28 protein-coding genes are annotated in these 22328 nt (G+C 52.0%); 22 read left to right on the top strand and 6 right to left on the bottom strand.

Annotated elements, in window-relative coordinates:
• The first annotated feature begins 9 nt into the window (after positions 1 to 9).
• The 3 genes from gatA (at position 10) to C6I21_RS05295 (ending at position 3655) form a co-directional block, all read left to right on the top strand.
• Entirely contained in the window at positions 10 to 1488 is a 1479-nt protein-coding gene (gene gatA, locus C6I21_RS05305) for an Asp-tRNA(Asn)/Glu-tRNA(Gln) amidotransferase subunit GatA (protein ID WP_105958415.1), read from the top strand.
• A complete protein-coding gene (gene gatB / locus C6I21_RS05300; protein WP_105958414.1) occupies positions 1485 to 2918 on the top strand; it encodes an Asp-tRNA(Asn)/Glu-tRNA(Gln) amidotransferase subunit GatB in 1434 nt (477 codons plus the stop codon). The genes gatA and gatB overlap by 4 nt, the downstream gene beginning before the upstream one ends.
• A 287-nt stretch (positions 2919 to 3205) precedes the next feature.
• Complete coding sequence (locus C6I21_RS05295) at positions 3206 to 3655, top strand: hypothetical protein (RefSeq protein WP_105958413.1); 450 nt, start codon at positions 3206 to 3208, stop codon at positions 3653 to 3655.
• 111 nt (positions 3656 to 3766) lie between these two features.
• On the opposite strand, the gene C6I21_RS16395 is transcribed toward C6I21_RS05295, so the two are convergent.
• The 3 genes from C6I21_RS16395 to C6I21_RS16385 form a co-directional block, all read right to left on the bottom strand.
• Complete coding sequence (locus C6I21_RS16395; protein WP_181186113.1) at positions 3767 to 3937, bottom strand: hypothetical protein; 171 nt, start codon at positions 3935 to 3937, stop codon at positions 3767 to 3769.
• A 528-nt stretch (positions 3938 to 4465) separates the two neighbouring features.
• Complete coding sequence (locus C6I21_RS16390) at positions 4466 to 4672, bottom strand: hypothetical protein (RefSeq protein WP_181186112.1); 207 nt, start codon at positions 4670 to 4672, stop codon at positions 4466 to 4468.
• Positions 4673 to 4749: 77 nt separating this feature from the next.
• Positions 4750 to 4893 (bottom strand): hypothetical protein, encoded by a 144-nt coding sequence (locus tag C6I21_RS16385; RefSeq protein WP_181186111.1) that lies wholly within the window; start codon positions 4891 to 4893, stop codon positions 4750 to 4752.
• Positions 4894 to 5165: 272 nt separating this feature from the next.
• On the opposite strand from C6I21_RS16385, the gene C6I21_RS05285 reads away from it, so the two are divergent.
• The gene (locus C6I21_RS05285) at positions 5166 to 6089 is read left to right on the top strand and encodes a diacylglycerol kinase (protein ID WP_105958411.1); all 924 of its coding nucleotides are present in this window, start codon (positions 5166 to 5168) and stop codon (positions 6087 to 6089) included.
• 189 nt (positions 6090 to 6278) lie between these two features.
• On the opposite strand, the gene C6I21_RS05280 is transcribed toward C6I21_RS05285, so the two are convergent.
• Both C6I21_RS05280 and C6I21_RS05275 read right to left on the bottom strand, forming a co-directional pair.
• Complete coding sequence (locus tag C6I21_RS05280; protein ID WP_105958410.1) at positions 6279 to 6740, bottom strand: DUF948 domain-containing protein; 462 nt, start codon at positions 6738 to 6740, stop codon at positions 6279 to 6281.
• A gap of 24 nt (positions 6741 to 6764) precedes the next feature.
• Entirely contained in the window at positions 6765 to 7112 is a 348-nt protein-coding gene (locus C6I21_RS05275; protein ID WP_105958409.1) for a DUF5665 domain-containing protein, read from the bottom strand.
• Positions 7113 to 7385: 273 nt separating this feature from the next.
• Between C6I21_RS05275 and C6I21_RS05270 the strand changes: the two genes are divergently transcribed.
• From C6I21_RS05270 to C6I21_RS05185, 18 genes are all read left to right on the top strand, one after another.
• A complete protein-coding gene (locus C6I21_RS05270; protein ID WP_105958408.1) occupies positions 7386 to 8639 on the top strand; it encodes a NupC/NupG family nucleoside CNT transporter in 1254 nt (417 codons plus the stop codon).
• Between the two features lie 96 nt (positions 8640 to 8735).
• Positions 8736 to 9407 (top strand): deoxyribose-phosphate aldolase, encoded by a 672-nt coding sequence (deoC, locus tag C6I21_RS05265; RefSeq protein ID WP_181186128.1) that lies wholly within the window; start codon positions 8736 to 8738, stop codon positions 9405 to 9407.
• A 593-nt stretch (positions 9408 to 10000) separates the two neighbouring features.
• A complete protein-coding gene (locus C6I21_RS05260; RefSeq protein ID WP_105958406.1) occupies positions 10001 to 10288 on the top strand; it encodes a hypothetical protein in 288 nt (95 codons plus the stop codon).
• 94 nt (positions 10289 to 10382) lie between these two features.
• A complete protein-coding gene (locus C6I21_RS05255) occupies positions 10383 to 10580 on the top strand; it encodes a helix-turn-helix domain-containing protein (protein ID WP_105958405.1) in 198 nt (65 codons plus the stop codon).
• Between the two features lie 179 nt (positions 10581 to 10759).
• Entirely contained in the window at positions 10760 to 11725 is a 966-nt protein-coding gene (locus tag C6I21_RS05250) for a DNA-binding transcriptional repressor DeoR (protein WP_105958404.1), read from the top strand.
• Positions 11722 to 12357: a phosphate propanoyltransferase gene (locus tag C6I21_RS05245; protein ID WP_105958403.1), complete on the top strand. Its 636-nt coding sequence runs from the start codon at positions 11722 to 11724 to the stop codon at positions 12355 to 12357. The genes C6I21_RS05250 and C6I21_RS05245 overlap by 4 nt, the downstream gene beginning before the upstream one ends.
• The gene (locus C6I21_RS05240; protein ID WP_105958402.1) at positions 12354 to 13001 is read left to right on the top strand and encodes a hypothetical protein; all 648 of its coding nucleotides are present in this window, start codon (positions 12354 to 12356) and stop codon (positions 12999 to 13001) included. The genes C6I21_RS05245 and C6I21_RS05240 overlap by 4 nt, the downstream gene beginning before the upstream one ends.
• Complete coding sequence (locus tag C6I21_RS05235) at positions 12995 to 13297, top strand: EutN/CcmL family microcompartment protein (RefSeq protein WP_105958401.1); 303 nt, start codon at positions 12995 to 12997, stop codon at positions 13295 to 13297. The genes C6I21_RS05240 and C6I21_RS05235 overlap by 7 nt, the downstream gene beginning before the upstream one ends.
• Positions 13297 to 14709, top strand: a complete 1413-nt coding sequence (locus C6I21_RS05230; protein ID WP_105958400.1) for an aldehyde dehydrogenase family protein — start codon at positions 13297 to 13299, stop codon at positions 14707 to 14709. Before C6I21_RS05235 ends, C6I21_RS05230 begins: the two co-directional genes overlap by 1 nt.
• Positions 14710 to 14855: 146 nt before the next feature.
• Complete coding sequence (locus tag C6I21_RS05225) at positions 14856 to 15134, top strand: BMC domain-containing protein (RefSeq protein WP_105958565.1); 279 nt, start codon at positions 14856 to 14858, stop codon at positions 15132 to 15134.
• 5 nt (positions 15135 to 15139) lie between these two features.
• Entirely contained in the window at positions 15140 to 15964 is an 825-nt protein-coding gene (gene tpiA / locus C6I21_RS05220) for a triose-phosphate isomerase (RefSeq protein WP_105958399.1), read from the top strand.
• Positions 15961 to 16431, top strand: a complete 471-nt coding sequence (rpiB, locus tag C6I21_RS05215; RefSeq protein ID WP_105958398.1) for a ribose 5-phosphate isomerase B — start codon at positions 15961 to 15963, stop codon at positions 16429 to 16431. Before tpiA ends, rpiB begins: the two co-directional genes overlap by 4 nt.
• Before the next feature lie 3 nt (positions 16432 to 16434).
• Positions 16435 to 16725: a EutN/CcmL family microcompartment protein gene (locus C6I21_RS05210; RefSeq protein WP_105958397.1), complete on the top strand. Its 291-nt coding sequence runs from the start codon at positions 16435 to 16437 to the stop codon at positions 16723 to 16725.
• The gene (locus tag C6I21_RS05205) at positions 16718 to 16990 is read left to right on the top strand and encodes a BMC domain-containing protein (RefSeq protein ID WP_105958396.1); all 273 of its coding nucleotides are present in this window, start codon (positions 16718 to 16720) and stop codon (positions 16988 to 16990) included. The genes C6I21_RS05210 and C6I21_RS05205 overlap by 8 nt, the downstream gene beginning before the upstream one ends.
• Positions 16987 to 17253 carry a EutN/CcmL family microcompartment protein gene (locus tag C6I21_RS05200; protein WP_105958395.1) on the top strand — a complete coding sequence of 89 codons (267 nt, stop codon included), beginning with the start codon at positions 16987 to 16989 and terminating at the stop codon, positions 17251 to 17253. Before C6I21_RS05205 ends, C6I21_RS05200 begins: the two co-directional genes overlap by 4 nt.
• Before the next feature lie 188 nt (positions 17254 to 17441).
• A complete protein-coding gene (gene deoC / locus C6I21_RS05195) occupies positions 17442 to 18089 on the top strand; it encodes a deoxyribose-phosphate aldolase (RefSeq protein WP_181186127.1) in 648 nt (215 codons plus the stop codon).
• Positions 18090 to 18252: 163 nt separating this feature from the next.
• Positions 18253 to 19356: an S-layer homology domain-containing protein gene (locus C6I21_RS05190; RefSeq protein ID WP_105958394.1), complete on the top strand. Its 1104-nt coding sequence runs from the start codon at positions 18253 to 18255 to the stop codon at positions 19354 to 19356.
• A gap of 193 nt (positions 19357 to 19549) precedes the next feature.
• Complete coding sequence (locus tag C6I21_RS05185; RefSeq protein ID WP_105958393.1) at positions 19550 to 21268, top strand: ABC transporter ATP-binding protein; 1719 nt, start codon at positions 19550 to 19552, stop codon at positions 21266 to 21268.
• Between the two features lie 39 nt (positions 21269 to 21307).
• Here C6I21_RS05185 and C6I21_RS05180 read toward each other — a convergent pair whose 3' ends face one another.
• Positions 21308 to 22279 carry an SEC-C domain-containing protein gene (locus C6I21_RS05180; protein ID WP_280953442.1) on the bottom strand — a complete coding sequence of 324 codons (972 nt, stop codon included), beginning with the start codon at positions 22277 to 22279 and terminating at the stop codon, positions 21308 to 21310.
• Positions 22280 to 22328 lie beyond the last annotated feature (49 nt).

The raw sequence follows: 22328 nt of genomic DNA, 5'->3' as shown, positions 1-22328 counted from the left end.
CTGACCAGAATGACGGCATTTACCCTATCCCTGAAAGAGCTGCATGACCAATTACATAGCGGTGAGACGACAGTTACCGCGTTAACGGAACAGGCCCTCGGGCGCATCGATGACGTCGATGAAGCGCTCGGGGCATTTCTGCGCGTGGACCGGGAAACCGCACTCCAGCGGGCAGAGAAGCTGGATCAGGAACTAAAAGACGGCACGAAACAGGCGGAGGAAGTTCTTTTTGGCCTGCCTGTCGGAATAAAGGACAACATTGTGACAAAAGGACTGACAACGACCTGCGCCAGCAGACTTCTGGAGAACTTTGATCCAGTGCATGATGCGCACGTGGTGGAGCAACTGCGCGATGCCGGCACAGTGACGGTCGGTAAACTGAACATGGATGAATTTGCCATGGGCTCTTCCAATGAAAATTCCGGGTACAAGACCGTGCGCAATCCGTGGAACCTGGACCACGTTCCGGGCGGATCCAGCGGTGGGTCAGCAGCGTCCGTAGCTGCCGGCGAGGTGCCATTTTCTCTCGGCTCCGATACAGGCGGGTCCATCCGACAACCGGCGGCGTACTGCGGCGTCGTAGGATTAAAGCCGACGTATGGAAGAGTCTCCCGGTTCGGTCTTGTGGCGTTTGCTTCCTCACTGGATCAAATTGGCCCACTGACACGTTCGGTGGAGGACAATGCGTATGTACTGCAGCAGATTGCCGGACATGATGAACGCGACAGTACGAGTGTGGACATTGAAGTGCCGGATTACCTGAAAGCACTTACCGGTGACATTAAAGGACTGAAGATCGGTGTACCAAAGGAGTACCTCAGCGAAGGGGTCTCGGAAGGTGTAAGAGCACAGGTGCAGGCTGCACTTGATAAGCTGAAGGAACTCGGCGCGGAATATGAAGAAGTATCCCTGCCGCACTCGAAGTACGCACTTGCCACGTACTACCTTCTCGCCTCGTCTGAAGCATCAGCCAATCTGGCCCGTTTTGACGGAATCCGCTACGGCGTCCGGCACGAAGAAGACAACCTGCTGGATACGTATAAAAAATCACGGAGTGAAGGCTTCGGGGATGAAGTGAAGCGGCGGATTATGCTCGGAACGTTTGCACTCAGTTCCGGTTATTACGACGCATACTACAAAAAAGCGCAGAAAGTCCGGACCCTGATCAAGCAGGATTTTGAAGACCTTTTCCTGGATTATGACGTCATTATCGGTCCGACAGCGCCGACAACGGCCTTTAAAATCGGCGATCAGCTGGACGATCCGCTTACGATGTATGCCAATGACATTTTAACCATCCCGGTTAACCTTGCCGGAGTGCCTGCGATCAGCGTGCCGTGCGGACTTTCAGACGGTCTGCCGGTCGGTCTGCAGATTATCGGACAGCACTTTGATGAAGCAACGGTCTTCCGTGTCGCGCATGCCTATGAGAAAGCGGCAGGCCATGAAGAAGAAGTACCAGTGTTTAAAGGGGGCACCCATTCATGAGCTATGAAACGGTAATCGGCCTGGAAGTCCACGTCGAACTAAAAACAAATTCAAAGATCTTCTGCGGCTGCTCCACGGAATTTGGAGCACCACCGAACACCCATACATGCCCGGTCTGCCTCGGCCACCCGGGAGTGCTGCCGGTATTGAACCAGCAGGCTGTAGATTTCGCGATGAAAGCAGCGATGGCCATTAACTGCGATATCGCAGAAGTCACGAAGTTTGACCGCAAAAACTATTTTTATCCGGACAATCCGAAAGCCTACCAGATTTCTCAGTTCGATCAGCCGATCGGGGAAAACGGATGGATTGATATTGAGGTAAACGGGGAGAAAAAGCGGATCGGTATTACCCGGCTTCATCTGGAGGAAGATGCCGGAAAGCTGACTCATGTCGAAGGCCAGGGGCATTCTCTCGTCGATTACAACCGTGTCGGCACACCGCTCGTAGAAATCGTTTCAGAGCCGGACATCCGCACACCGGAAGAGGCGTATGCCTACCTGGAAAAATTGAAGGCGATTATGCAGTATACGGAAGTATCCGACTGCAAGATGGAGGAAGGGTCTCTCCGCTGCGACGCCAATATTTCTATCCGCCCGTCGGGTCAGAAAGAGTTTGGAACAAAAACGGAGCTGAAAAACCTCAATTCGTTTGCCCACGTACAGAAGGGACTCGAATTCGAAGAAAAGCGTCAGGAGGAAGAGCTTGAAAACGGCGGAGAAATTCTTCAGGAAACGCGCCGCTGGGACGACAGTGCCAAAGAGACGATCCTGATGCGTGTGAAGGAAGGGTCAGATGATTACCGGTACTTCCCGGATCCGGATCTCGTGAATCTATACATCGATGAGGACTGGAAGAAGCGGATCAAAGAAACGATTCCGGAACTGCCGGACGCCCGGATGGAGCGCTACGTAGAAGAGCACGAACTTCCGGCATACGATGCGGCAGTTCTGACGCAGCAGAAGGCGATGAGTGATTTCTTCGAACGTGGTCTTGACGCCGGAGCACCAGCCAAGCCGCTCTCCAACTGGCTTATGGGTGAAGTGAACGGCTACATGAATCAGGAAGGAAAAGAAATCGAAGATCTGCCGATAACACCGGAAGCACTGGCCTCGATGATTCACATGATCGATAAGGGAACGATTTCCTCCAAAATCGCCAAAACCGTATTCAAAGAGCTTGTCGAAAACGGCGGCGATCCGGAGAAAATTGTAGAGGATAAAGGCCTTGTTCAGATCAGTGATGAAGGGGAAATCCGCGGCATGGTGAATGAGGCGCTGGATAACAACCCTCAGTCTGTAGAAGACTATCAGAACGGGAAAGGGAAAGCGATCGGCTTTCTCGTCGGTCAGGTGATGAAAGCGTCGAAAGGAAAAGCAAATCCGCAGCTGGTTAATGAACTATTGAAAGAAGAGCTGGACAAGCGGTAAACAAAAAGCCGGACACAGATACCGGCAGCAATGGAACGGGCGCTCCTTTACGGGAGTGTCCGTTTTTCGTTTGCGCGAACGGCAGAACCCAGTAAATATGGAGAGAACGCGGAGTGAAAACGCCTCCATCCGGCGCATTTGTAAGTTAGTTTAAGAACAGCATCTCTTCATTCCATCTTATACTGTTTAAGGCATTGTAACGGTCAAACACGCTCCTTTACATAAAAGGCTTCACTCCCTATAATCATGGACATGTGATTTTTTCTGACGAAAGGAGAGAGGTACGGATGAAACTGATCATGACACTTTTCCTGCGCGCGCTGCTTCTGCTTACGGCGGCAGCTGGTGCCGCAGCTATTTTACTTGCAGGGTTATCTGTACTGCTCTCAGAGCATATAGCGGTTACGTCTGCTGGAGCATTGGCTGTATTTTCAGCCGCACTTCTCGGCTGGCTGGTTCCCGTACAGATTATTGACTGGCTGAAACTGATCCGTGTGCAGCGCCGTTGGAAACGGATCGCATTCCCTTATGCCGTAACGGCCATTCAGACAGGTATGTTTGCCTGGTATGTTACAACTGTCGCATCCGGCATTTCCGGGATGACAATGACAATGTCGGGTGTAATTATCACTACAGCGGCACTGATCATACTTTCCAGAACAACGTATACGGCTATGCTGCGCAGTGTGCGCCACATGAGACAGCCGAAGCTCCGCGTACAGCATTCAGAAGGCTGATAGCATTTTTAAACAGAAAACGGCTTTCCGCAATCGTTAATCGATCGTGGAAAGCCGTTTTATTTACGAGAGGCTTATCATCGCTGCCTCCTGCTTTTTTTATGTAAGCTTTTAATTCAACGCACTGCATCGGAAAGACCAGTTCAGCATGAACATATCGCGGCTGATGTCCGGAACACCTCCGGAATTAATGCATTGCGCCTGCGCTTCCTGAAGACCAGCTTCATTTAATCCGAGCATAAATACAAACATTGTCACCGCAGCAAGCATCAGAATAAACATCCACCGATGCTGCGCTTTCGTTATCCCATGATATCTCCTCCCCCTTTTTCTTTAGTGTAGCAGGAGAGGAAATAACTTGTCAGCACTTCTACGTGAAATTTCTGAAAAAAAGAGATATTCGAAGAAAACGATATCAAAAGAAGAGATATATAAAGCTGAACTCCTTAAAACTAACTATTCTGAATATTTACAACTGTCAGTTAATATTGTAGGATACACTCATACGCAGCACATGCTGCTGTTTTAGGAAAAGGAGGTTTTGCCATCGACGCACCGAAGCAGTAAAACCTGCCGGAGGGAGGGAGCAGAGACATAATGGAAGACGAATCAATACGATAGGCAGCCTGTTGTCCCAATGGATAGCAGGCTGCTTTCGTTGGAGTATAGGAAAGCATAAAACCCAGAGCTTTCTCAAAATAGGTGTGCCTAGGGATGCGGCAGTACAAACCGCTGTTACATAGATCGTTAGTTTCTGTTGATGGAGCTTCTACGCTCCTCGGCAGAAGCTTGCCGTGGGCTTGTCTTCAGCTATTTCTCATGGCCTTCGCCCTGAGAAAGGATCTTCAGACTGCGCTTGATTCCACCGGCGTCCCTGCCGAACGCTTCGAAGCGCAGGTAAATACGGATGAAAAACAGAAAATCCGGAGCAGGACTGATGTCTATGGGGCAAAGATAATCTCTTAGAGCAAGATTGGAAGACAGTATGTTCTGTGCAGAAGGGTCCGCTTCAATCAAACGTTTCTTTTCTACCTGCCGAAACCGGAGGCCGTCGACTCCGGGAGGATCCGAACGAGGCGAAAATCCATGCCGCGTCAAGCGGCTGAAAGCGCGAGCGGAGCCGGCCTATGGTTTAAGGCGCAGGACAGCGAACTTCTGTCCTGCGGCGCGGCCGCGCGGAGCCATGCTTCTTCAATCGAAGCAATGTCCAGCTCCAGCGCCCGCTCTGGTTCCTTCACCCCTGCCGAAGAAAGCAAAGAGCAGCTTTCGTCGGCAGGGCTTCCAGGACTGGTCGCTCGTGACCAGGGCGCTTCCGCTTTTCAGATTCCCTCCGGAACGCATACGGCTGCAGGTGCAGGCAAAAAGCGGAAACCTATTCAACAAACCTCCCTTTCAGGCGGGCTCCGGATGGTTCATTTCAGTCCGTATTTCCATATAGTAGGCTGTCGGGTGTTCCTTATGCTATACTTTATGAATAGAATATTTTCGGAGAAGTGCGGGGGATGCTGTCATGGTAAAACGGGCGCGGGTGATTTACAACCCTACGTCTGGGCGGGAACATATCAAAAGAAACCTGCCTATGATTCTGGAAACGCTGGAGCTTGCCGGCTATGAGGCCTCCACACATGCGACGACTGGGGAAGACTGTGCGAGAAAAGCCGCGAAAGAAGCCTGCAGAAGGCAGTTTGATTTTGTCGTAGCAGCTGGAGGTGACGGCACCATTCATGAAGTCGTCAACGGGATTGCCGGTGAAGAATACCGTCCGGTCCTTGGTCTTCTCCCCGGGGGAACGACGAACGATTTTGCCCGGGCACTCCACATACCTAGAAATATTGAAGAAGCATGCCGGGTCATGGCCGGAGGTAAAAAGCGGGCGATCGACGTCGGCCAGGTAGGAAAGAAGTATTTTATTAATATCGCTGGAGCCGGTACACTGACGGAATTAACATACGAAGTACCGAGCAGATTAAAAACGATGATGGGACAGATGGCGTATTATATTAAAGGTTTTGAAAAGCTGCCGCGGATCAAGCCGACGTTCGTTACCATTGATCATGACAACGGAACGTTTGAAGGAGATGTCATGCTGTTCCTCGTTTCCAACACAAATTCTGTCGGCGGGTTTGAAAAGCTTGCTCCGGATGCATATCTGGATGATGGGCTGTTTGACTTAATCATCGTGAAAAAAACAAACCTCGGCGATGTGGTACGGATCGCCGGTGCTGCCATGAGAGGGGACCATCTGGACGATGAACGGGTTGTCTATCTCCAGTCGTCGGAGATTCACATTCAGTCAGAGGCAAAGCTTCAGCTGAATCTGGATGGAGAGCTCGGTGGTATTATGGAGGATAAGTTCATCAATCTTCACCGTCACATTGAGATGATGGTGCCGGACCAGGAGCACCGGTGCCTTTTGGCGGATCAGGAGGATTGAACGAAAAAGCTGGGAGCAGATTATCTGCTTCCAGCTTTTTGATTATGCGTTACTAGTTTCCGCCCGCTCTGCTGCTCCTTGGCCCGGCCCCGCCTGCAGCGAGGGCCCTCTTACCTCTTAGATGTTTCCACACCCTCCCACAGAAATAAGGCCGTCTTCATTATAGAATGAGACGGCCTTTGGTGATATTTAAATATTCTCTCCGTGAATCGCTTCGCCTTTTGCGACTTGGTCGGATTCTTTTTTAACCTGACGGAGGTAATAAACAAACGCTGCCCCGCGCAGAATACCTTCCAGATCTTTTTTGTTAATGTAGTTTACCCCTTCCTGAGCACGGTCGTGCTTCACGGAAGTATAGCTTGCCATCGTTGCTGTCAGATGGTGGGCTGCTTCACCGGTATCGTGAACGATATCGAACAGCGGATTCAGCTTGCCGATTTTGTCATTTACATCGACCAGGGTTTCGTTCGTATTATAGAGGATAAGCGTCGTTTCACTCGTGATCTCACCGAGACTCTTGTTTAATGTGGAAACAGTCTCTGCTGTGTTTCCAAGTGTTTCTGCCAGTTTCGTTAAAACCGGGCGGAGAAACAACACGCCGATAAAAATAGCAATTGCAAGTACTAGAACTCCAATACCTAACCAATCCATATGTAACACCCCATTCAAAATTTTTTATCCGTTATCACGGTAGCTTTCAATGCTGTTCAGCAGATTACCGATATATTCCCCTACCATCGGTGTGTCTACGAGTGCATTGAGGATGAAAAACAGAAGTGCGAGAAAAATGGCTGTTCCAACTGTCAGACCGACGCCCCTCGCCACCCCGGCAATGAGGTTTGTCTTGATCACTTCCTTTTTATTTGTGAAGTGATAGGCCATATCTTTCAGCCTTCCATTTGTCGTGATCTCCTCCAGCTTATCGAGAAGCACTTCAAAACGTTCATTTTCCTCTGCCCGTTTCTCATCTCCTCTTGATTTCGACGGGACTTTCCTTTTTTCCTGCTCTTTGGACAAAGGCATTTTCTCCCTCCTCTGGCGAATATCAGTACCATTCACATACCCCTGTGCCATTGTTTGTAAACCTGAAGGAAAAAGCAGGGTGTTTCATCAAGCTGGTGGTACAGAAATTCAGCCGAAATTATAGAGAAAACAAACCGCTTTTACATGAAACCGCTTTATTACAATGTTTTTTATAAACTTTTGCTTAAATATAACTTTACATTTTTTCAAACCATCTGTTATAGTATGTAAAGTGTTATTGTTACTATACTTTTTCAGGCGGAGGGGAGCACCATGAACATACTTTGGGGCTTAATGGGAATCATCGTGATTCTCGGAATCGCTTTCCTGTTATCATCCAATAGAAAAGCGATCAAGCCGCGCACGATTCTAGGCGGACTTGCGATTCAGATTTTGTTTGCGTATATTGCATTGTACTCAGAAGCCGGACGCTGGGTTCTGCTGCAGCTGACGGAAGTGGTCAATGCGATTGTCGGCTACACAGGTGAAGGCATCGATTTTCTCTTTGGAGGTCTATTTGAAGCTGAAGGAATCGGGATGATCTTTGTCGTTGAAATTCTTACCCTGGTCATTTTCTTTTCTTCATTAATCTCCATACTCTACTATCTGGGTATTATGCAGTTTGTGATTAAAATTCTCGGCGGTGCACTGTCCTGGCTACTCGGGACGAGTAAGACAGAGTCCTTATCGGCAGCGGCGAATATATTTGTCGGTCAGACAGAAGCCCCGCTCGTAGTTAAACCGTTTATCGGAAGCATGACACGCTCCGAATTGTTTGCGGTCATGACCGGCGGACTTGCATCCGTTGCCGGTTCCGTTCTGATCGGGTATTCGGAGCTGGGTGTTCCGCTCGAATATCTTCTGGCAGCAAGCTTTATGGCTGCACCATCAGGGCTTGTCATGGCGAAAATGATGATGCCCGAAGTGGATCCGGAAAACACAGCGGACAAAAAAGACGTTGAGATGGAAGAAGATAAAGAATCGTACAACGTTATTGACGCCGCAGCACGCGGAGCGAGTACCGGTCTTCAACTTGTGCTGAACATTGCAGCGATGCTTCTCGCTTTTATCGCGCTGATTGCGCTGGTAAACGGCGGTCTGGGCGTTGTTCAGAGTGCTATTAACTGGATCATCGGCGTTTTCGGATCCGGCTTCACGCTGGAAGGCCTGACGCTGGAAAACATTTTAGGTGTATTATTCGCACCGCTGGCATTTGTGATTGGTGTTCCTTGGAGCGAAGCGCTGCAGGCAGGAACGTTTGTCGGGCAGAAGCTCGTTCTGAACGAGTTTGTTGCCTACGCAAATTTCGCGCCGGAGATCGATTCGTACGATCCGAAAACAGCCCTGATTGTAAGCTTTGCGCTCTGTGGTTTCGCAAACCTTTCTTCCCTCGGTATTCTTCTGGGTGGACTGGGTAAGCTTGCACCAAGCCGCCGCGGCGATATCGCGCAGCTGGGTGTCAAAGCAATTGCTGCAGGGGCACTGGCTTCTCTATTGAATGCTTCTATTGCCGGAATGTTCTTTTAAGATGGAATAACAACTTGGGACTCCGCGCTCCCCGTGCGGAGCTTCCCTTTGCCTGTTTATGAAAATAATAATGAAAAAAACTTCAGGAGGAGATATATTATGAAAAAAATCGCAGCGATGATCGACCACACACTGTTAAAGCCGGAGACTACGAAAGAACAGGTTATCAAACTGGCAGAAGAGGCGGCCGAATTTCAATTTGCTTCTGTCTGTGTGAACCCTTCCTTTGTTAAGGCGGCTGCTGAAAAACTGAAAGGCACGGGTGTGGATGTCTGCACCGTTGTCGGATTCCCGCTTGGCGCGTCCACTCCGGAAGTGAAAGCATTTGAAACATCCAATGCGATTGAAAACGGCGCGACAGAAATTGATATGGTTCTCAACATCGGCGCACTTAAAGCAGGTGACCTGGAGCTTGTCGAGCAGGACATGCGTGCAGTACAGGAAGCTGCTGCAGGAAAAGCGCTGACCAAAGTCATTCTTGAAACGTGCCTGCTGAACGACGAAGAGAAAAAGCAGGCGTGTGAAGCGGCACTGCGTGCCGGCCTGGACTTTGTTAAAACTTCCACCGGCTTCTCCTTTGGGGCAGCGACCGTAGAAGATGTTCGCCTTATGCGCAGCGTTGTCGGTGACAAAGCCGGCGTGAAAGCTTCCGGAGGTGTTCGCACACTGGAAGACGCAGAAGCGATGATCGAAGCTGGAGCTGCGCGAATTGGTGCAAGTGCCGGTGTGAAAATTATGCAGGGCGAAGCAGCCGTTTCTGATTACTAAAAATATACTGGCCAGCGGCCTTCCGCCGTGGTTCATGCAGGCGCTCCTATATCAGGGGCGCTTGTTTTTTTGACAGAATAGAAATGTGTAAAATACGAAGCTTTTTCAACGCTTTGAAACTTTACCTGATTCTGTTGATAGAGCTTCGGCGCTGCCCGGCAGTAGATGCAGGTAGAATGCGGCACCTCATTCAATGGACCTCCATTTTTTAAAACGAGGCAGCTCCTTGCCTGGGTTTTCACGTGGAAACGGAAGCAGTCCGCCATGCAGCAGCGGAATACCGCCATAGGAGAGACTCAGGCTGCAATCGCCCGCCATCTGCTGGAACGGGGAGCCGTTTGAAGCATATGGACCGCCGCGGGGTACGGCGGTTGGTAGTCGAAGATCTCATCATGTTTGAAGGGATCGCCACACTAAAGGCGAAGATCGCAGCAAAAAGCAGCAACACCGGTATACGGCAGCCGCAGACCGCAACGAAACATTCAATGCCCGACTGAAATAACCGCAGGGCCGAAAACGAGCTCTCCAAAAAACCGGGCAAAAGCACTGGTCACCTGCTATATTCAGAAGGATTTCGCGTAGATATCCTAAAAATGGTAGTATCGGTAAAGGAAACATACTTATTTTACTATGGAGGGGTTTCTATCCAAACCGCATCAAAACTACTTGCTGTTACCGTACTGTGTCTGATCGTACTCCGGCTCACAGGCATTTTCGAAGCAGGATTCGAACTTCTGAGCGCTGTAATTGGAGGGATGTTTCTGCTGCAGGGAGTCAATATCTGGCAGACAGAGGGGCGGAAAAAAGAAGGGATGTTCTTTGCAGCGGTCGGTATGATAGGATTACTCGCTTCAGCCGCTGCTATATCCGGTATGGCTTAAGGTGCATATTTCGACAAAATTCCCGATATGCTTGCACTATCGTTCACGGTCCCGTATAATTCACTGCAAACGCTTACAGAAAGGCGGTGGGAGTATGACGATCAGTGAACAGCTGGAGAGAGCGAGAGAAGTCCGCGGATGGACGGTCACAGAAGCATCCGAACGGACCGGCGTCAGTATCGGAGATATTGTGCTTATTGAAACAGGGGTGCCGGGAGTGCCGATTGAACTGCTGCAGCAGCTTTCAGACGGCCTGCAGATGACATTTTATATCGGAGACACAGCTATTTAGCAGCTGCGCTCGTGAAAAAACACAGAAAAGTGTTTCTTTTCACGAAAAGCAGTTGCTTTTTTTATTCGCTTATGAAATAATGTTCACAAGTAAATGTTCATCGGTTCAGGTGGAAGCGTATACATAAAACCACTTGGCCGGTAACACTCATTCCATAATAGAGAGGGGGTACGCGAAAGATGCCGAGAGACAAACTAACCCGGGTAGTTAATGCGGCGAAGATGTACTACCAGCTCGATTACAGTCAGCAGGCGATCGCCAAGGAGCTTGGGATTTCCCGCCCGTCGGTTTCGAGGCTGCTTCAGGAAGCCAAAGACCGCGGCATTGTCCAGATCCGGATTGTCGATCCGGAGCAGGATGTGCAGGAGCTCTGCTCGCGGCTGCAGGATGCCTTCGGATTAAAACACTGCATTGTCGGCGATGCGCCGGTAAATGATACACAGGTAATCAAAGAAGAAATCGGCCGCAGAGCTTCCGAATATCTTTATGGGATCGTTGATGACGGCGATATTATCGGCACGACGTGGGGAACGACGATCTACGAAGTAGCAAGACATCTGCCGCAGAAGAGCGTTCATGATGTCCACGTGACACAGCTGAACGGCGGGGTGAGCTACTCGGAAACAAATACGTATGCAGCAGAAATTTTAAACTATCTCGGACGCGCTTTCCATACGTCACCGCACTTTCTCCCGCTTCCGGCAGTCGTTGATCATCTGGTCGTAAAGCAGGCCATCGTCTCCGACCGGCACATCCGGCATGTGCTGGATCTCGGAAAAGAAGCGAATATTGCGCTTTTTACCGTCGGTGACCGCCACGAAGATTCCGCCCTGTTTAAGGCGGACTACCTGACAGAGACCGACATCCAGGTATTGAAGGAGCGTCAGGCTGTCGGAGATATCTGCTCCAGAATGATTGATATTGACGGGAGAATCTGTGATGAAGATATCAATGCACGAACGATCGGCATCGACCTGCTCGACCTTCGTGAAAAGGAGTATTCCATCCTGGTGGCAGGCGGTATGAAGAAAGCCGAAGCAATGGTCGGCGCTCTCCGCGGAGGGTATGCCAACGTACTCGTTACCGACCAGTATACCGCCGAAGCGCTGCTGTCCAAAGTGGAGCAGGAAGGGGGGATTGCATGAGAGAACAGATTGAATCACTCGTCCGCGAAGCACTTCGTAACGCTGAGAAGCCCGCTTCTTCCAACAGAATGACCATACCGATCGCTGTCTCCAACCGGCACGTACATCTCTCAGAAGAGCACATTAAGCGGCTTTTCGGCCGGGGGCTGAAGGAAAAAAAGCCGCTGTCGCAGCCGGGACAGTTTGCTGCAGAAGAGACGGTGACACTGATTGGACCAAAAGGAAAAATACCCGGTGTCCGTGTTCTTGGACCTGCCAGAAGCTCCTCGCAGGTGGAAGTATCAAGAACGGATGCATTTCAGCTGGGCGTCGATGCACCGCTCCGGCTTTCCGGTAATACTGAAGGAACACCGGGGATAAAACTGCAGGGTCCACGGGGCCAGGTGGAAATAAAAGAAGGCGTCATCGTGGCCGCCTGCCACATTCATATGCACCCGGAAGACGCGTCCCGCTTCGGGGTTGCTGATCAGGACCGCGTCACAATCCGATCGACGAGCAGCCGGCCGGTGTCCTTCCATGATACGGTCATCCGGGTATCGGACAAATTCCGCCTGGAGATGCACGTGGATTTTGATGAAGCGAATGCGGCATTTCTGACAGCGGGGGCAGAAGGAGTGCTGATCCGGCCGTGAGAGACCACATAGAAGCGATCGTCCGGGAGACGGTACGCGATTTTTTACAAAATGAAATGAAAACGCCTTCTGTTTTTGCACTAATTGAACAATTTCCGCGGGCCGGACCGGCGTTCTCCGCTCATCTGAAAAAACTGCGGGAAACACATGAACTGCAGACCTTTACTGCACAGGAGGCCGATCCGGATGCGATGTTAAAGGCACCGGTCGTCTATCTGGCAGCACCGAAGCTTGGAACAGCTGCACGTCTGGCCCTTTCCATGGACGATAACCCACTGAGTGAAGCGCTGATTCAGCGTCAGCTGGAAAACCGGCCGATCGTTTTCAACCGGAGTTTCCTGCCGCAGTCTTCCGGCGGCCGTGCCGGGAAAATCGATGAAAAAATCACCCGTTACCTGCACACGATGCAGCAGGAAGGCATCCTTGTGACCACGTCGGCGCTTGCGCCGGAAGCGGTGACTTCCGCAAAGAAGCGTCTGGAAGAGGGGCGGCGGCTGATCCGCGAAGCGGACGTGGAGCGTGCGTATGAATTACAGGAAACAGTGAATGTCTATGCGGGGGATGTTTTATCTCCGCTGGCTGCGGACCGGGCCCGTGAACTCGGGGTAACGGTGCAGCGTAAAGGAGGTAATGAGGTATGGTGATCGGCCGTGTGGTCGGAAGCGTGGTGGCGACGTCGAAGGATGAACGCCTCATGGGTAAGAAAATGCTGGTCGTACAGCCGCTCGATCTCGAGACGGTGGAACCGGACGGGAAGCCGCTTGTCAGTATTGATACGATCGGCTCCGGGACGGGTGAAGTCGTTATGGTTGTCGGCGGAAGTTCGGCAAGACAGACGAATACGACGAAGGATACGCCGGTGGATTCGGCGATCGTCGCGATTATTGATCATATTGATATTCATGGAAAACGGACGTTTGAATCGAGAGGAGGAAGCTGATGAAACTGAGCGAACAGCAGATTCAGTCACTGGTAGAGAAAGTGGTGTCGGAAGTAGCAGCCGGAAATTCCGGAAGTTCGTCCCCTGCAGTAAGCGGGCACGGGGTGTTCCGGACGGTTTCGGAAGCAGTTGCAGCAGCAGAAGCCGCTGAGCGTAAAATGCGTGAAACGGATGTAAAGACGAGGAAGAAAATGATTGAAGCGATGCGGAAGACGAGCCGGGAGAATGCGCGCGCACTTGCGGAAACGGCGGTAAATGAAACCGGCCTCGGACGAATCGACGACAAAGAGCAGAAAAATCTGCTTGCAGCGGAGAAAACGCCTGGCGTGGAAGATCTGCAGAGCATGACGTACACTGGGGATGACGGTCTTACGCTGGTCGAGCCTTCTCCGTTCGGGATTTTCGGAGCGATTACTCCGACGACGAATCCCGGAGCAACGATTATTAACAACAGCCTTTCCCTTGTCGCTGCAGGAAATGTCGTCGTCTACAACCCGCACCCGGGAGCTAAACGGGTTTCACTTCAGGCGATGTCACTTTTAAATGACGCGATTGTTGAAGCAGGTGGTCCGGAAAACGTACTGACAGCAGTATCAGAGCCTACGCTTGAGACGAGTACGGAGCTGATGAATCATCCGGAAATCCGGGCGCTTGTTGTCACAGGCGGAGGAGCCGTCGTGAAAGCGGCGATGTCCACCGGAAAGAAAGTGATCGCAGCAGGCCCCGGTAACCCGCCCGTCGTTGTCGATGAGACAGCGAAGCTGGATAAAGCGGCCCGCGATATCGTTCTCGGAGCCAGTTTTGATAACAACGTTCTCTGTACCGCAGAGAAAGAGCTGTACGCCGTACAGTCGATAGCGGAAGACTTGAAAAACCGCATGATAAAGAATGGTGCGTATGAACTGAAAGGACATCAGTTGAAAAAAGTACTGGATCTCGTCCTGGTGGAAAAAGACGGAAAGGTGTATCCGAACAAATCCTACGTTGGAAAAGACGCTTCTGTCATTATGGAAGCTGCTGGACTGCGGCCGGATCCGGATGTCCGTCTGTTAATTGCAGAAACGAAAGACGATCATCCGCTCGTTCATACAGAGATGCTGATGCCGATTCTGCCGCTTATCCGTGTGAAGGATGTCCATGAAGGCATTGATCTTGCGGTGAAAGCGGAAAAAGGCAACCGGCATACGGCGGTAATGCATTCCCAGAATGTATCAAACCTGACAGAGATGGCCCAGCGGATCGATGCAACCATTTTTGTGAAAAACGGTCCTTCGCTTGCAGGACTCGGTTATGAAAGCGAAGGGTTTGCGACACTGACCATTGCCGGGCCGACGGGCGAAGGGCTCACGTCTCCGCGTACGTTTACGCGGGAGCGGCGCTGCGTGCTCGTAGACGGGCTCCGCATTATTTAAGCTGTTAGGAGGGACCGGACGTGGCAGAGGAAAACAACGACAAACAGGTGCCGGAGACCCCGGAACCAAAAGCAAAGCGTACACCGGTTAAGCGAACGCCAAAAAAAGCCCCGGCTGCCACTGCAGCGGGATCAGGAGGAATTACTATGACTAGAGAAGCACTCGGTATGATTGAAACTAAAGGACTTGTAGCATCGATTGAAGCGGCAGACGCAATGGTAAAAGCAGCAAACGTGGAACTGATCGGCAAGGAAGTTGTCGGCGGCGGTCTGATTGCAGTTCTCGTCCGCGGAGATGTCGGCGCTGTCAAAGCGGCAACAGAAGCAGGAGCGGATGCAGCGTCCCGTGTCGGAGAACTTCTGTCTGTACACGTTATTCCACGCCCGAACGGCGAAGTCGAATCCATCCTTCCGAAATCGGAGTAGGATAAATGAACGGCGCACACGAGATCGAAGCGCTCGTCCGCCGCGTTGTGGAGCAGGTGCTTGCCGGCAGCGGAGAACGGCGGCCGCTCGCAGCAGCCAACTGGAAGATGAATCACACGAGTATAGAAGCGGCAGCGTTTCTGGAAGCGCTCGATCCCGGTGACAGCAGCTGTGACATCTGGATTGCGCCGCCGGCGACGCTCCTGCCGGGCATGAAAGCAATCATTGAACGACGCAACCTGCCTGTCACACTCTGTGCACAGGACGTGCATGAGAAGGAGAACGGCGCGCATACCGGAGAGATTTCTGCAGCAATGCTGAAAGATGCCGGTGCGGAAGCGGTGCTTGTGGGCCATTCCGAACGCAGAGAGCAGGGAGAGGGCGCCGAACGGCTTCAGGCCAAGGCAGAACAGGCCGCAGCACACGGTCTCCGGATACTTTACTGTATCGGAGAGTCCGAAGCCGAATACAGCGCCGGTCTGACGAAACAGGTGCTTGCCCGTCAGCTGGAAGCAGTTCGTAACATTCCGGCGAATCTTCTTGATATTGCCTACGAGCCTGTCTGGGCGATCGGTACCGGACGGGCGGCAGGAAAAGAAGATGCGCAGGAGATACACGCCTTCATCCGCTTGGAGGTGCAGCGTCACTTTCCGGATCAGAGCGGTGCGGTCCGCATTGTGTACGGCGGGTCCGTCAAGCCGGAGAATGCTTCCGGGTACGCGGACGGAGCGGACATTGATGGAGCACTTGTCGGCGGAGCTTCGCTTCACGCAGAGTCGTTTCAGTCCATTATTCACGCGTTTCAAAAGAAAGGAGGAAGCGGCGGATGACGACATACGTAGCCATCGGTTCCGACCATGGCGGATACGAATTAAAAGAAAAAGTGAAAGCCCACTTAGATAAAATCGGCTTTTCCTATATTGATTACGGCTGTCACAACGGCGAGTCGGTGGATTATCCGGATATCGCCTTTCTCGTAGCGGAAACAGTCGCCTCCCATGACGATTACGTCGGCATCATGATCGACGGCGCCGGCATCGGCAGCGGCATGACGGCAAACAAAGTACCGGGCGTACGCTGTGCTGTCTGCTGGGACATTACGTCAGTCATCAACAGCAGGGACCACAATAACGCTAACATGCTCTCGATCGGCGGACAGCAGCTCGGGGACGGCCTGGCACTTAAAATGGTGGAAACGTGGCTGGAAACACCGTACTCCGGTGGAAGGCATGACCGCAGAGTAACGAAGATCATGGAAATCGAAAGCCGGTTTCTCGGCCGGGGAAAGCAGGGGTAGCGCATGTTTGCAGCGAAGGTGACCGGCAGTGTCGTCAGCACACATAAGGATGAAAGTCTGCACGGGCTCAAGCTGCTTGTCGTGCAGCCGCTCTTCGACGACGGCTCTCCGAAAGGGAAGCAGCTGATCGCGATTGATACACTCGGCCAGGCGGGGGAGGGCGATCACGTCTACCTTGCTAAAAGCGGGGAATCAGGTATGCCGCTTGAAAAGAAGCTTGTTGCCTCAGATGCAGGCATCATGGGAATTATTGATGATTACTACATTTTGAAGGAGGACGTTAACAATGAATAACGCACTGGGAATGGTAGAGACAAAAGGACTCGTCGGAGCGGTGGAAGCAGCAGATGCAATGATGAAAGCAGCGAACGTAGAGCTCGTCGGCAAACAGCAGGTCGGCGGCGGAATTGTAACCGTCCTCGTGCGTGGTGACGTCGGAGCGGTGAAGGCAGCGACAGAAGCTGGAGCAGATGCAGCACAGCGCGTCGGTGAATTCCTCACCGTGCACGTTATTCCGCGTCCGCACCAGGAAGTAGAAAAAATCCTTCCAAAAACATGAAGCTCGCTGTCGTCAAAGGGAACGTCGTTTCCACGATAAAAACTGAAAGTCATCAGCGCTATAAGCTGATGATCGTCCAGCCGGTCGACCATAATGGGAAGCCGCTCGGCAAAGATACGATGATTGCCGCAGACGGCTCTCAGGCCGGCATCGGGGACACGGTTCTGATCGTGGAGGAGGGCGGTTCCGTACGCCAGATACTCGGAAATAAAAAAGCTGCGATCGATGCTGTTATCGTCGGCATCGTCGACACATGGGAGTGAACATCATGAGTCAGGTGGATATGGAACAACTCGTCAAACAGATTACCGATCAGGTCATGGACCAGCTCGGCGGAGAAGAAAAAAACAGCAGCACATTGTCAAACGGGGGCGGAGGACGTTCGATTCCACAGCCTTCCTACTCGCCCGGATACAATCAAAAGCTCGTGACCGGCGCAGAGCTTGCCCGTATGATCGATCATACACTGTTAAAGCCGGAAAGCACGAGGGAACAGGTGGAAACGCTCTGTAAGGAAGCTGATGAGCACGGCTTTGCGACAGTGTGCGTCAATCCAACCTGGGTGCCGCTCTGTGCAGAGCTTCTGAAAGACAGCAAAGCCGGCGTGACGACCGTGATCGGGTTTCCGCTCGGTGCCACGAGCACCTTCACAAAAACAGCGGAAACGCGTGACGTTATCGCCTCCGGTGCGGATGAAGTGGATATGGTCATGAATATCGGCGCCATGAAATCAGGCGATTACGACCTGGTCAAGCGTGATATTGAAGCGGTTGTGCAGGCAGCGAACGGTCAGGCGGTCACGAAAGTGATCATCGAGACAGGCTTCCTGACGACGGAGGAGAAGACAAAAGCATGCATGCTCGCGAAGATGGCCGGCGCGGACTTTGTCAAAACGTCCACCGGATTCGGTCCGGGCTGTGCTACTGCCGAAGATATTCAGCTGATGCGTGAAACCGTCGGTCCGGATATCGGCGTGAAGGCGTCAGCCTGCGTCCGTGACCTTGATACGGCGCGTAAAATGGTAGCTGCCGGCGCCACGCGGATCGGTGCCAGTGCAGGAGTGAAAATTATTAAAGGCGAAACCGGAGAAGGGTACTAAGCCGTTTCTGCGGATGAAAGAAAATACGTTCAGGCTGCGGTGGTCCTTTTTTAGACCGGCCGCAGCCTTTTCTGCATCATCAGCTTTATCTATACAGAACGTCGTTTTCAGGGGGAGTGGAAGGGGAATGGGTAAGTATCATGAATAAAGGGGGCTTTTCTGTATGGTACGATACCGCACGCAGATAATGGCCGCAGCGCTCAGCGGAGCCGTTTTATTCCCGGCGGCAGCCGGGGCATCGCACTCGTTTCCGGACGTCGGAGATGCGCACTGGGCACATGATGTGACGGGCTACCTGACAGATTTGAACATTCTCGGAGGCTATCCGGATGGAAGTTTTCAGCCGAACCGGGAGCTGACACGGGCGGAAACAGCCGTTATTCTGACACGGGCACTGGATCTGGATCTGAGCAGCGATAATGATTTTACAGACGTCAGTGAAAGCAGTTTTGCTGCGTCATCGATTGCAGCGGTGGCGGATGCAGGTATTATGAACGGCAATGACGGGAAGTTTTTCCCGGGACGAAGCCTGACGCGGGCAGAAATGGCAGCCGTGCTTACGAGGGCATTCAACCCGGACGCGATCCAGACAGAAACAAGAAATTTTCCGGATCTGGTGGATGGAGCCTGGTATTCGTATCCGGTGGAGCGGATCAGCCGGGCAGGAATGACAGAAGGGTATCCGGACGGCACGTTTCAGCCGAACCGGGATTTGACGCGGGCGGAATTTGCCACCTTTATCGGCCGGGCGATGGACCCTGAAATGTTCTCTGACGCCTACGCTGCCAAACAGAAGGCGGATGAAGTCGTCGATGCCCTGGCTGCGGCGGACATGGGTGAATTTTCTTCTTATGTGTACACGGACGGCGTCCGCTTTACACCGTACGGCTATGTAACGGATGATGACGTTCTTTTCGGTGCCGGTGAAATCGAAGATGCATGGAACAGCGGCGAGGACTTTTACTGGGGGGACTACGACGGCACCGGTGACGATATTATTCAGTCGTTTTCCGAATACTACGATGAATTTATCTACGACCGGGATTACGCCTCTGCACCGCAGACAGCCTACAATCAGCGGATTGGAGAGGGCAACAGCCTGAACAACATTGATGAGTACTACCCGGACGGAGTTTTCGTCGAATACCACTATCCGGGAAGCGACGAGTTCGCCGGGATGGACTGGAGCAGTCTACGGATTGTGATGGTTGAATCAGACGGCGAATGGTACGTCGTTGGTGTCATCCACGATGAATGGACGATTTAAATGAAGAAAGCAGGCAGCCGCTGCCTGCTTTTTTTGATGCCTTTGGACTGCCTGCTGCGGAAGCTGAACATAGCACCTGTTCCGGATCCAGCAGCGTCTGCGGGTCGAAAAGTTGATAACAATTCTCATTTAACCTGTTTTTCTTTTCCACCTTCTGCTAAACTAAACGATGTAGAAGTTGGAGGAGATACATATGCTGAAGCGATTTTTCCGCTATTACCGACCGTATAAGCGGCTGTTTACACTTACATTTATCTGCGCCGTTTTCGTGGCGCTGCTGGAGCTTGCTTTTCCACTGATCGTGAATTACGTGGTGGACACGCTTCTCCCCGAGGAGAGCCTTATGCTCGTCGTCAGCGCCAGTGCGGCGTTATTTGCCGTCTACGTCATCAATTCAGGAGCCCACTATGTTGTCACCTACTGGGGGCACCGGCTCGGGATCAACATCGAAACGGATATGCGCCGGGAGTTGTTTGAGCACGTTCAGAAGCTCTCGTTTACCTACCACGATAACAACAAAACCGGCCACCTGCTTTCCAACCTGACCAACGACCTTTTCGAAATCGGCGAGGTCGCCCACCACGGTCCGGAAGATATCTTCATTGCGCTCATGACACTCATCGGATCGTTTTTCGTCATGCTCTATATCAATGTGGAGCTTGCTGTGCTGACGTTTCTCGTTGTGCCGGTCCTCGTCTTTATCGTCGTGTACTGCAATCGAAAAATGTCCGATGCGATGCGGACGATGTTTGTCCGGATGGCTGACTTTAACGCCCGGGTGGAGGACACGATCGGCGGGATCCGTCTCGTGCAGGCGTTCGGAAACGAGCGTCACGAGAAAAACCTGTTTCAGGTGGACAATGAACGATTTAAGGAAGCCAAGATCCGCTCCTACCGAATTATGGGCATCAATAACTCGCTAAGCTACATGATGATGCGGATCATGACACTGTTCGTCCTGCTCTGCGGCGCATATTTTATCGTCCAGGGATCGCTTTCGATCGGCGATTTCATGGCATTCATCCTTTTGACGAATGTATTTTTCCGGCCGATTGAGAAAATCAACGCCATCATCGAGAGCTATCCAAAAGGCTACGCCGGGTTCAAACGATTTCTGGCCATTTTAGACACTGAACCGGACATTCAAAATCATCCGGAAGCGAAAACGCTCACTGCGGCAGATGGCCGTGTGACATATGAAAACGTGACATTCGGCTATGACAGCAGTGCCCCCGTGCTGAACCGGATCAACTTAACGATAGAACCCGGGGAGACCGCCGCATTTGTCGGACCATCCGGGGCAGGGAAAACGACGCTCTGCAGCCTGCTGCCGCGTTTTTATGACGTTAATGAAGGCGCGGTCCGCGTCGATGGGGAAGATATACGGGAGATTGAACTGTCCTCGCTCCGGAAACATATCGGCATCGTTCAGCAGGATGTGTTCCTATTCTCTGGAACGCTCCGTGAGAATATCGGATATGGGGATCTGGACGCAGGAGAGGAGGCAATCCTGGAAGCTGCGCACCGTGCCGAGCTCGGCGCTTTCATCGAGGAGCTTCCGGACGGACTGGACACCGTTGTCGGCGAGCGCGGTGTGAAGTTATCCGGCGGACAGAAGCAGCGGTTGTCGATCGCGCGGATGTTTTTGAAGAACCCGCCGATTCTCATTCTGGACGAAGCGACGTCTGCCCTTGATACGGAAACGGAAGCGTCGATTCAACGTTCGCTCCGGGAGCTATCTAAAGGAAGGACGACGCTCATCATTGCACACCGGCTGGCAACGATCCGTCACGCCGACCGGATTATCGTCGTTACGAAAAGCGGCATTGAGGAGCAGGGCACCCACCAGGAACTTCTGGAAAAGAGAGGACACTATGCAAACCTCCACGCTGCAGAAAAGCATACCGGATAAAAAAAGCAGGGCAGCCGCATCTTGGCTGCCCTGTTCGTTTTAGGAAAGTTCTTTCATCTGTTTAAATTTCGACGAAACGGCGCTTGAGGACACTCCGTACGTTTCAGCTACAGCTTTCTGCGACTGCGCTTCTTCGTCCGGAAGCATCTGAGCCGCCCAGTAGTGAACCGCTGCGGCGAAGCCTTCCTTTTTGGTCATACGCGGCTTTTTGGCAGCGAGGTAGCGGCGGAGAGCTACAGCGCCGGCAATGGCGGACCGTCTCGAATCGAGCTGGATGAGTTCAAGGATTTCCTCATACGATTCTTCCTGCTTGAACGTGGTACCGTACTGCACGAGAACGGCAAGGAGCGGAAGCAGGTGGTCGAAGTGTTTCGTGAAATGCTTCTGCTTTACCGCGCCGGCTTTTTTCATTTCTTCGTAAAACGCCAGACCAAGTTTTGACGGCAGATCGACGGCATCGGAGCCGAGCGCCGGTCCTTCCGGCGATGGATACAGATAGCCGATCACGTATTCACCGGCCTCGATTTTATCCGCCACCGGTGTTTTTAAAATCGTCTGCGTTTTCCCGGACCACAGATCTTTTAACGCCATGTACTCGGCATCGGCGTGCGCGACATAGAAAAAGCGCGGCTCCAGGTCTTTCCATTTTTTAAGAAACGAAGCAAAAGACTGCGAGTAGGCATTCTCAAACTCGTCGACATACTGATCGATGACGGTATGTTTTCCGTCCGCCTGCCAGTTTAAAAGCATCCAGTGATACAAAAGCTGGGAGAACGCATTCCCGTCCGGAATCGACAGCCCGGAAAACGCGCGCGTCTGCGCATCATAAACAGGTTTTAACGTCGCATCGTATTTTTTGCTGTAGTCGAACAGGTTTGGAAGCAGCTCATTGTAATCCCGCTGATCCTGCTGGTCAAACCGGGAGCGGGTCTCCAGTTTTTTCAAACAGCATTTTTTGTATTTTTTGCCGCTGCCGCATGGACAGGGGTCATTTCGTTTTAACGTTGCCATCATGCCACCTCATTCTCTCGTCTTATCCCTTTCCAGCATAACAGCCTGA

The organism is Alkalicoccus urumqiensis, assembly GCF_002993335.1.
Classification (GTDB): Bacteria; Bacillota; Bacilli; order Bacillales; family Salisediminibacteriaceae; genus Alkalicoccus; species Alkalicoccus urumqiensis.
Note: the sequence above shows the minus strand (reverse complement) of the source record. Positions and strands in the feature narration are given on the sequence as shown.